A 9,267-nucleotide genomic window follows, 5' to 3' on the forward strand; every position below is an offset into this window, starting at 1 on the left:
TGCTGGCCGAAGACAACGACCTCAACGCCGAGATAGCCTGCGAACTGCTGGCGGAAGCGGGGCTGGTAGTGGAGCGAGCGGGGGACGGAGCCGAGGCGTGCGTCATGTTCGAGGCGTCGAAGATAGGCTACTTCGACGCGGTTCTCATGGATGTGCAGATGCCCAACATGAACGGCTACGAGGCCACGCGGTGCATCCGCGAGCTCGATCGCGAAGACGCGGACGCCGTGCCCATCATCGCGATGTCGGCCAACGCCTTCGCCGAAGACGTGAGCGCCTCGTTGGCCAGCGGCATGAACGCGCATCTATCGAAGCCCATCGACATGCGCCGCGTGCTGGCCACCCTCATCAAGTACGTGCGAAAGCGCTATGAAGGATAGGGGCGTCGGCTGGCCGCCCAACGGAACATGCCGGGTGCGTGAAGGAACGACGGGGCGTGCCGCCCGTGAGGTATACTAAAGCGACTATTGTTTCCCATCGTGAAGGAGCGCGACTATGCTCGACATCAAGTTCGTCCGCGACAACCAAGAGGCCGTCGCCGAGGCGATGAAGAACCGCCATGCTTCGTGGGATGCGTCGCGCTTCTCCGAGCTCGATGAGACCCGCCGCGCCGCCATCGCGAAGGAGGAGGCGCTGCAGGCCGAGCGCAACGCCACGTCGAAGTCGATCGGCCAGATGATGGCCGCCGGCCAGAAGGACGAGGCCGAAGCCGCCAAGCAGCGCGTTCGCGCCATCAACGACGAGCTGGCCGTCATCGGCAAAGATCGCGAAGCGGCCGACGAGGCCCTGCGCGAGGTGCTGCTGCGCACGCCGAACATGCCGGCCGATTCCACGCCGGTGGGCGACGACGAGGACGACAACCCCGAAGTGCGCCGCTGGGGCACGCCGCGCGACTTCGCCGCCGAGGGCTTCGAGATGAAGCCGCACTGGGACCTGGGCCCCGAGCTGGGCATCATCGACTTCGAGCGCGCGGTGAAGCTGGCTGCCAGCCGCTTCATCCTGTTGGGCGGCCTGGGCGCCCGCCTGGAGCGCGCCCTCATCAACTTCATGGCCGACACGCACGCGTCGCGCGGCTACAAGGAATGGTGGTGCCCGGCCATGGCCAACGCCGAGACGCTCACCGGCACCGGCCAGCTGCCGAAGTTCGAGGAAGACCTGTTCCACACCACCGAGGGCCTGTACCTCATCCCCACGGCCGAGGTGCAGCTGACGAACATCCACGCCGGCGAGGTTCTGGACGCCGGCCAGCTGCCGCTGAAGTACTGCGCGTTCACGCCGTGCTTCCGCGAGGAGGCGGGCAGCGCCGGCCGCGACACGCGCGGGCTCATCCGCGTGCACCAGTTCGACAAGGTGGAGATGGTGAAGTACGCCAAGCCCGAGGAGAGCTTCGACGACCTGGAGGCCATGGTGGCCGACGCCGAGAACATCCTGCAGCTGCTGGGCCTGCCGTACCGCGTGATCAGCCTGTGCACGGGCGACATCGGGTTCTCCGCCGCCAAGACGTACGACCTCGAGGTGTGGCTGCCGTCGTACAACGGCTACAAGGAGATCTCCTCGTGCTCGAACTGCACGGACTTCCAGGCGCGTCGTGCGAACATCAAGTACCGCGACCCCGAGAACTTCAAGGGCTCGCGCTACGTCCACACGCTGAACGGCTCCGGCCTGGCGGTGGGTCGCACCATGGCCGCCGTCATCGAGAACTACCAGCAGCCCGACGGCACCGTGCGCGTGCCCGACGTGCTGGTGCCCTACATGGGCGGCGTCGAGGTCATCGCGCCGGAATAACGGCAGGCGAAGCTATCGAAAAGAACCAGGGAACCCTCAAGCGTGGCAACGAAGCGTAAACGAACCAGCAAACCGAATACCGCTGCCGCACCCGCGACGGACGCCTCGAAGCCAGGGGCGTCCGGCCGCGTCGCGCCGCGGAAGCGCACCGACGTGCCGCCTGCGAAACCGAAGCCGCGAGCGGCCGGGACGCCTCACGTTGAGGAGAATGAGGGGCAGACGCCCCTCGAGCAGACGTCGCGCGCTGCAAAGGTCAGGGCGAAGGCGGCCGCCAGGTTGAAGGAGGACGCGGCGGCAATCGTCGATGACGCTGCGAAAGACGATGGGGCCGAAGCGTCGACCGAGGCCGAGCGCGGGAAGCGTCGGCGCGAGCGTGCGGAAGCGAAGCCGCGCAAAAAGCGCTGGCCGCTTGTTGTGGCCGGCTCGGTGCTGCTGATCGTCCTGCTGATCGTGGGCGGGTTTTCGTGGGACCGTTGGCTGCGCTACGACGACGCGGCCGAGTTCCAGGGCGAATGGCAGACCCACGGCACCACGGCCGTCGTGGTCATCGACGGCGAAACCATCAAGCTCACCGAGGACGTGAGCTGGTCGTACACGCTTGACACGGATGCGAAGACCATTTCGTACACGTTCGGGAACATGGAGGGCTCCGGCCGCTACCGTTTCTCGCTCGACCGCTCGCAGCTGGTGATTTCCGACGGCGACGGGTATTCGTGGCTGTCCACGCTGACGGACGACATCGCCTGGCAGTTCGACCAGCTCGTGCGTGCGATTCAGGGCCAGCCGCAGGAGGAACCTCAGTCGGGAGCCGGATACACGGTGCTCGACCGCCTGTCACACGATGCGGAGGCTACGCCGCAGAGGGGCGAGCCGGTGGCGCCTGAGCCTGAGCCCGAGCCTGCGGCGGAACCCGAGCCGGAGGCTGCGCCCGAGCCCGACCCGGGCGATCGGCAGAAGCCGGAATCCGATTCCGCTTCTGGGCCGGAAGACGCCTCTGCAGGAGAAGCCGCAGACGAAGGCGGCAGCGCCTCCGACGCCGCCGACAAGAACGACGATGCTGCCGCATCCGGCACGCGCGGCGTGTTCGATGTGAGCGACCTGCCCGCGTGAGCGCGCGCGGCACAGCCCCGCTTGCCATCGAGCGGTTCACGGTGCGCGCCGACCGCGTGGTATGCGACGTGGCGCTGGCGCCCGGCGCCCCGCGCCGCACGACGCCCGAGCTTGCGGCGCGCGTTCGCGCGGCCCATCCGCACGTGCCGCGCCACGCCTGCGTGAACGACGAGGGCGACACCTTCGCCGCCGTCATGGATCACACGTCGCTGCCGCATCTGTTGGAGCACCTGGTCATCGATTTTCAAACGCGGGCGGCCGTGCGCAGGGGCGACGGCGCGGAAGCCGGTTCGGCCGCCGCTTACGCCGATGCCGGTTCAGCTCTCGATGCCGTGTTCGTGGGCACCACCGAGTGGACGGACGAGGCGGCGGGTCGCGCGCGCATCGAGGTGAGCTTCCTCGACGATCTGGTCGCTTTGCGCGCTTTTCGCGATGCGATTGCCTTCCTCGGCGATGCGATGGTACGCTAGCCGCTCTTGTGTGGACGGCAGAAGGAGCATCATCATGAAGGTAGCAGTGTTGACGGGCGGCAGCTCGACCGAGCGCGAGTTATCCCTGGCCAGCGCCAAGAACGTGTGCGCAGCTCTTGAAGAGGCGGGCCATAGGACGGTGCTGTTGGATGCTTCGTCCGACCTCATTTCCGCCCTGCGCGTCGAGCGTCCCGACGTGTGCTTCAACGCCCTGCACGGCAAGCTCGGCGAGGACGGAACCGTCCAGAGCCTGCTCGAATTCGTGGGCGTGCCCTTCGTCGGTTCGCCGTCCGGCGTATGCCGGCGCGCTTGGGACAAATCCTCCCTCGGCTCCGAGATGGCGGCCTACCGCGCCATCACCGGCGAGGAGCCGACGGCCTCTTGGCCGCAGGGCGTCTACATCGCGCGCGAAGCGTTTGACAGCATGGGCATCGCTTCGGCGTTCGACCTGGTGGAAGACCGCGTGATCGGCGGGTATCCCGTGGCGGTGAAGCCTGCGCACGGCGCTTCGGCTTCGGGCGTGCGCCGCGTTGATTCCGTCGACCAGCTGGGCGAAGCCGTGTCCGATGCGCTGTCGTTCGACGACGCCGTCATCATCGAGCAGTGGATCGACGGCGTTGAGGTAACCGTGCCGGTGCTGGGCTCCGGCTGGGATGCCTACGCGCTGCCGCCGGTGGAGATCGTGGCGAAGGAGGGCTTCTGCGATACGGTCGCCTGTCGCACGCCGGGCGCGGTCGAGCTGTTCGCACCTGTGCGTCCCGCCTCGTTGTCGAACGACGAGGCCGATGCCCAGGCCATCCGGGCCGAAATCGAGCGCGCCGCCTTGGAAGCGTGCCGTGCCTATCAGGTGCGCGACCTCGCCCGCGTTGATCTTGTCTGGGACGGAGCCCAGGCGCGCGTCCTGGAGGTGGACGTGTCGCCCTCCCTGGCCGAATCTTCGCCGTTCTCCCTCGCCTGCGAAGCCTCCGGTTTGTCGCTGTCCGGCGTCCTCAACGAACTGGTCAGCCAATATGCGCGGTAACCGCTTGCGGCGAGAGCGCAGTATGCGATTCACGGGTCGTAGGCCGGCGGCCCGTCTTCGCGTCTGTTCGGTCGGCAACGAAACAGCAACTGAATCATAGAGCGCTCATGTTTTCGCGCATGGGGCTGCGCGGATGCCCCTATAATGAACGAACAGGCAAACATCCCGAAGGAGGCCGTCATGGGCAACAAATTTGGAGCTTTTTTGGCTGGTGGGTTGGCCGGTGCGGTTGTCGCGCTGCTGTACGCCCCCCGGTCTGGTCAGGAAACGCGCGCTATGGTCACCGATAAGATGAGCGCGGCATGGGGCGAGGCGCAGGAGCTGGGCTCTCAGGCCGGCGCCAACATGCAGCACGCGTATCAGGATGCCGCGTCCAAGGGTCAGGAAGTCGTGCAGGACGTGGCCGCCAAGGGTCAAGAGCTGTACGGCCAGGCCACGCAGCGCGTGCAGGAAGCCGCCGACAACATCAAGCCGGCGTTCTCGCAGAAGAACGACGAGCTTCGCGACAAGATCGAAGCGGCGCGCCAGCGCATCGCCTCGCAGGTGGCCAAGAACGCCGAGCAGGCGCACGACGCGGTGAGCGACACCATTCCTGTCGCGGCCGACACGGCGCACGAGGCCGTCGACAAGGCCGAGGACAAGGCGCAGAGCGCGGCCGATGCCGTGAAGGACAAGGCCGAGGACGCTGCCGACAAGATCTCCGGCGACGACAAGTAGCATACGCATCTATCATGAAGCGGCGAGTTGGTCGACGTGGGCGCAAGCCCCGCCCCTCTCGCCGCTTCCTGACTGTCCGACAGGGCAACGGCGCTGGGGGGTTGCGGTTCCATCCGCGGCAAATGCGCAGGTTGTCGAGTGGAGAAGAAGGCCATGGCAAGCAAACTCATCACTACGCATGAGCTCACGGGCGTCCGCGTCGTGGGCGGCAAGAACGGTACGAAGCGCATCGGCAAGGTGCGCCGTTTCGTGTTCCACCCGAAAGAGAAGCGCTGCGTCGGCTTCATCGTGAAGCGCCCCGATCTGCTGTGGATGTTCCGCCGCAAGGACAAGTTCGTATCCATCGAGGGTTACGACATCGTGGACGGCCGCATCGCCATCCGCAACGTGCCCGAGGCCACGGACCGCGCCGCATGCAAGGCGCTGGGCGTCAACTGGGACGATTGCGTGCTGTGGGTGGGGCTGCCGGTCATGACCGAAGACGGTACTTCGCTGGGCATGGTGGGCAACGTCACCTTCAACCGCATCACCGGTATGGTGGACACGTTCGACACCGATTCGGGCGCCACCGCCAACGCACTGTTGGGCAAGCGCACTATTCCGGCCGACCTCGTCAAGGGGTTCCGCCGCGGAATGGGTGCCGCGCTGGCGCAGGTGGGCTCCGAGGGGCGCGAAACCGACGAAGTGGTGCTGGGTGCGATGCTGGTTGACGACGCCGCGAAGGACCTGGTTGCCGAGGGCGGCGTGGCCGAGAAGGCCGGCGCGGTCACGGCCGTCGCCGTCGACAAGGTGCACACCACGGTGGACAGGGCGAAGCCGGTGGTCAGCGAGGCCGCCAAGAAAACCGGCGAAGTGGTGAACAAGGGCGCGTACGCCACGGGCAAGCAGATCGCCGCCACGAAGGGGATGTTCTCCGGGTTCAAGGAGGAGTACGACAAGGCGCGCGGTGTCAAGCCCGGTTCCGACGACCAGGCTCTGGCCGTGACGGACGAGGCGGAAGACGAGGGCGTTTCCGCGCCTGCGAAGCCCGCGTCGACCGCGCCCAAGAAGAAGACGACCGCCAAGAAGCCCGCGCCCAAGAAGAACATGTTCGCGGCCTTCAAAGAGGAGTACGACAAGGCTCGCCACGATGACTGACAAGCTGAAGGACAAGCTGCACGAAAAAGCCGAGCAAGAGGTAGAGGTGCGCGGCCATAAGATGGAGAAGGCCGACATTTTCAAGTTCGTCGGGCTCATCGCGTTCTTCGCCATCATGGTGCTGATCGTGGTGATGCTATGGCCGTACTTCCACGAGTTGTTCGAGCCGGGCGGCCTCGACCGCATCATCAACGACGTGCGCGGCGCGGGTCCCGTGGGGTTCCTCATACTGCTGGGACTTCAGTTTCTGCAGATCGTCGTGGCGTTCATTCCCGGCGAGGTGGTGCAGATCGCGGCGGGCCTGCTGTACGGCCCCTGGATCGGCGCGCTGGTCATTCTGGCAGGGTGCGTCATTTCCAGCGCGTTCATCTTCGCGCTGGTGCACAAGCTGGGGGCGCCGTTCGTGCAGAGCATGGTGCCCGTGCAGTACCTCGAAAAGTTCCGCAAGTTCGAGAAAACCGGCAAGCTGAACATCATCGTGTTCATCCTGTTTTTGATCCCGGGTCTGCCGAAAGACGTGTTCACGTACCTCGTGCCGCTCACGGACATGCGAATGCGCACATTTTTGCTGCTCTCCAACGTGGGGCGCATTCCGGGCATCGTGGTGTCCACCTACGCCGCCGACGGGCTGGCTGACGGACGCCTTATGGAAAGCGCGATCATCTTCGCGGTGGCGGCCGTCATCGCCGTGTTGGGCATCGTTTTTCGCGAGCGCATCATGAAAATGCTCGAGAAGCATTCGCATAAAGACAGCTAACGCGATCAGGCTTTTCTTCGGCCCATGCGCAAATCTTAAGAAATACTGAACGTCGTTGACGGTATTGTGACGAAACCTCCTTGGATGCGACGGCGCGCACTACTATGGCGGTACAGGACATCGACGCAATTTGTAGAATGAGAGGTGGGTCCATCATGGCCACCAACGAACCTTTGAATAGCGCAGCGGACGAGGTTGCCGCTGCTGAAGCGGAGCTCAAAGCCGCTCAGGAGAAACTGGAAGCCGCGAAGGCGAAGCTTGCCGCGACGACGTCCGACGATGCATGCGACGTTGAAAAGGAGACGGTTGCAGCCGTGGTCGTCGACGAAGCGACGGGCGAAGTGGAAGCCGTCGTGGTCGAGGATGTGGCGGTCGTCTCGTGCGATGCCGGGTCCGAGGATAAGGAAGAGGCGCCGAGCGACGCATCGACGGATGCGTCGACGGAGGATGCTTCCGAGGCTTCTGCGGCGGCTCCTTCTGCGGCTCCTGCCGAGCCCGCCAAGGCTGCCGAACCCGAGCCCGAGTGGGTTCCGTACTCGACGGCTCAGGCGATTCCGCCTACGGCTGCACCGCAGGCTACCCCGGCTCAGCCCCAGCCCCAGGCTCCGGCTGCCGCCTCTGCTTCCACCGCTTCTTACACGCAGCCTGCGGGTGCGCCTCCTGCTCCCGGCCAGCCTGCGTCAGGCTATTACGCTCCTCCCGGATACGGCGCGCCGCAGACACCGCCGCATGCCGGCCCCGGAGCCGTGCCTCCGCAGCAGCCGTACTACGGCTATCAGCAACCGTACTACCAGCAGCCGTACAGCCAGCCTATGGTCACGACGAAGGATCACGTGGCCGCCGGTTTGCTGGCCATCTTCCTGGGCGCGTTCGGCATCCACAAGTTCTACCTGGGCTACAACACCGCCGGTTTCATCATGCTGGCTGTCACCATCATCGGCGGCGTGCTGACGTTCTCGCTGGCATCATGGGTGATCTGGGTCATCGCCATCATCGAGGGCATCCTGTACCTCACGAAGTCCCAGACTGAATTCGAGCAGATCTACGTGCTGAACAAGCGCGAGTGGTTCTAGTTTGGTTCCGGCGGCCTCCCGGCCGCCGGAACTTGCCGACGCTGTGTCGCGAAGCAAGTCCCCGTAGAGGGCGGCCGCCACGGCCGCCCTCGCTGGCTCACTGCGCCAACCTGCGAGCGCGTGCTCGCGCTCCGCGCGAGGCGCAGGTCGCTTCGCTCCTGCGCGGCCACCTGCGAGCTTCTTATGCGCCCTTCGGGCGCATGGGCGGGTCGCTTCGCTCCCGCCCTGTTCGCGCTTCGCGCGACCGGATGTTTCACGTGAAACATCCGGGTTCTCGCTTCGCGCACTGTCCGTCGGGTGCCGCTTGTTCGCCGTTGCGCCTCCTCCGCCTACCGCCTGCCCGCGCTTCGCGCGAATCGGTGGCTCGTTCGCGGGGTTTTTCGGTGAAACGGCGCGTCCCGCCTCGCTTTTTCGCTAGAATGACCGTATCGATAAGGCTCTGAGCCTCATCCGTTGAGTTGGATCCTATAAGGAGGAAACCATGCCCAAAATCACTCGTGACCAGGTGAGGGTGCCGGCCGACGTCATGCCGGAATCCCGTGACGAGTACATCGAGAACTTCATGAAGGCGACGCGCGGAACGGGCCGTCTCATGCTGTTCGCGTGCGATCAGAAGATCGAGCACCTCAACAAGGACTTCTACGGCGAGGGCATCGACATCGCCGATGCCGAGCCGCAGCACCTCTTCGAGATCGGGCGCCAGGGCGTGTGCGGCGTGTTGGCCGGCCAGCGCGGGCTCATCGCGCAATACGCCGCCGACTATCCCGAGATCAACTACCTCGTGAAGATGAACTCCAAGACCAACATCGTGGGCGGCAGCCAGGACGACCCCTATTCGCCGCAGCTCTACGATCTGGACGCCGTGCTGGCCATGCGCGAGGCGGGCGTGAACATCGTGGGCATCGGCTACACCATCTACCTGGGCAGCGAGTACGAGTCCACCATGATGGCCGAGGCCGGCGAGCTCATCGCCCAGGCCCACGCCAACGGCCTGCTGGTCGTGCTGTGGATCTACCCCCGCGGCAAGGCCGTCAAGGCCGAGAAGGATCCGGCGCTCATCGCGGGCGCGGCGGGCGTGGCCCTGTGCCTCGGCGCCGACTTCGTGAAGGTGAACCCGCCGAAGCCCGAGGACGGCTCTTCGCCGGCCGAGGCGCTCAAGGTCGCCACGATGGCGTCCGGCCGCACGGGCCTCGTGTG

Annotated in this window: 10 protein-coding genes; all 10 read left to right on the forward strand. The window is 65.7% G+C overall.

Translation table 11 applies throughout. From position 1 onward, the window contains the following. A partial coding sequence (locus ACMO6A_RS02210; protein WP_418470720.1) for a response regulator occupies positions 1 to 380 on the forward strand: 380 nt, incomplete at its 5' end. A 115-nt stretch (positions 381 to 495) separates the two neighbouring features. Continuing rightward, positions 496 to 1,785, forward strand: coding sequence for a serine--tRNA ligase (gene serS, locus ACMO6A_RS02215; RefSeq protein ID WP_086414212.1), 1,290 nt, complete (start codon positions 496 to 498; stop codon positions 1,783 to 1,785). A gap of 276 nt (positions 1,786 to 2,061) precedes the next feature. Next, positions 2,062 to 2,895, forward strand: coding sequence for a hypothetical protein (locus tag ACMO6A_RS02220; RefSeq protein ID WP_086414213.1), 834 nt, complete (start codon positions 2,062 to 2,064; stop codon positions 2,893 to 2,895). Beyond that, the gene (locus tag ACMO6A_RS02225; RefSeq protein ID WP_086414214.1) at positions 2,892 to 3,365 is read left to right on the forward strand and encodes a hypothetical protein; all 474 of its coding nucleotides are present in this window, start codon (positions 2,892 to 2,894) and stop codon (positions 3,363 to 3,365) included. Before ACMO6A_RS02220 ends, ACMO6A_RS02225 begins: the two co-directional genes overlap by 4 nt. Positions 3,366 to 3,399: 34 nt before the next feature. Beyond that, positions 3,400 to 4,386 carry a D-alanine--D-alanine ligase family protein gene (locus ACMO6A_RS02230; RefSeq protein WP_086414215.1) on the forward strand — a complete coding sequence of 329 codons (987 nt, stop codon included), beginning with the start codon at positions 3,400 to 3,402 and terminating at the stop codon, positions 4,384 to 4,386. Positions 4,387 to 4,566: 180 nt separating this feature from the next. Next, positions 4,567 to 5,103: a YtxH domain-containing protein gene (locus tag ACMO6A_RS02235; protein WP_015761495.1), complete on the forward strand. Its 537-nt coding sequence runs from the start codon at positions 4,567 to 4,569 to the stop codon at positions 5,101 to 5,103. Positions 5,104 to 5,256: 153 nt separating this feature from the next. Then, on the forward strand, positions 5,257 to 6,240 hold the full coding sequence (locus ACMO6A_RS02240; protein ID WP_009305341.1) for a PRC-barrel domain-containing protein: 984 nt from the start codon (positions 5,257 to 5,259) through the stop codon (positions 6,238 to 6,240). Beyond that, complete coding sequence (locus ACMO6A_RS02245) at positions 6,233 to 6,997, forward strand: TVP38/TMEM64 family protein (RefSeq protein WP_114518122.1); 765 nt, start codon at positions 6,233 to 6,235, stop codon at positions 6,995 to 6,997. The genes ACMO6A_RS02240 and ACMO6A_RS02245 overlap by 8 nt, the downstream gene beginning before the upstream one ends. A 155-nt stretch (positions 6,998 to 7,152) precedes the next feature. Further along, on the forward strand, positions 7,153 to 8,070 hold the full coding sequence (locus ACMO6A_RS02250) for a TM2 domain-containing protein (RefSeq protein WP_009608499.1): 918 nt from the start codon (positions 7,153 to 7,155) through the stop codon (positions 8,068 to 8,070). Positions 8,071 to 8,551: 481 nt separating this feature from the next. Beyond that, on the forward strand, positions 8,552 to 9,267 hold a 716-nt coding region (locus ACMO6A_RS02255), incomplete at its 3' end, for an aldolase (protein ID WP_418470721.1).

This window comes from Eggerthella sp. (assembly GCF_048329335.1).
GTDB lineage: Bacteria > Actinomycetota > Coriobacteriia > Coriobacteriales > Eggerthellaceae > Eggerthella > Eggerthella lenta.

Coding starts and splice junctions, on each gene's coding strand:
- serS (WP_086414212.1), top strand. CDS start 496: ATGCTCGACATCAAGTTCGTCCGCGACAACCAAGAGGCCGTCGCCGAG.
- ACMO6A_RS02230 (WP_086414215.1), top strand. CDS start 3,400: ATGAAGGTAGCAGTGTTGACGGGCGGCAGCTCGACCGAGCGCGAGTTA.
- ACMO6A_RS02235 (WP_015761495.1), top strand. CDS start 4,567: ATGGGCAACAAATTTGGAGCTTTTTTGGCTGGTGGGTTGGCCGGTGCG.
- ACMO6A_RS02240 (WP_009305341.1), top strand. CDS start 5,257: ATGGCAAGCAAACTCATCACTACGCATGAGCTCACGGGCGTCCGCGTC.
- ACMO6A_RS02245 (WP_114518122.1), top strand. CDS start 6,233: ATGACTGACAAGCTGAAGGACAAGCTGCACGAAAAAGCCGAGCAAGAG.
- ACMO6A_RS02250 (WP_009608499.1), top strand. CDS start 7,153: ATGGCCACCAACGAACCTTTGAATAGCGCAGCGGACGAGGTTGCCGCT.